The following is a 469-nucleotide window of genomic DNA, read 5'->3' on the forward strand; positions in this document are numbered from 1 at the left end:
GAGTTAAATGGTGCTTTTGATTTGCTTGATACTTTAGAAATTAATAATTATTTTTCTGATGGGGATAAGAGATGAATAACGATAATATAATTGATTTAAAAGATATATATAATTTAAATAACAAGCATATTGAATCGTTTAAAAATATTTCTTATGATGATAGTAATGGAATCTATCTAGTAAAATCACTTGAAAATGCACATAACTTTGATAAATTACATTTTGACTATTGTCAAAGAAAGAATTGTAATGCAACAAAAACACCCGATTCAATTTATTGCACATCTAATACCTACCATTTTATTGAATTTAGAAATATGGATGCTCTTAATAAGGATTTTTTTGATGATATCAGATTGAAAATGATTGAAGGAATAGACAACTTGATAAATATTTTTATCGAATGTAAAGTTTTTAATAGAAGATCAGACATATATAATTATCCAATGAAATTTGTTCTTGTTTATTC

General features: G+C 23.7%; 1 protein-coding gene. It reads left to right on the top strand.

What is annotated here, in order from left to right; all coding sequences use genetic code 11:
* Positions 1-71 precede the first annotated feature (71 nt).
* On the top strand, positions 72-469 hold a 398-nt coding region (locus tag CD152_RS11705), incomplete at its 3' end, for a hypothetical protein (RefSeq protein ID WP_146034119.1).

This window comes from Macrococcoides caseolyticum, from assembly GCF_002902665.1.
In the GTDB taxonomy this organism is placed as follows: Bacteria; Bacillota; Bacilli; order Staphylococcales; family Staphylococcaceae; genus Macrococcoides; species Macrococcoides caseolyticum.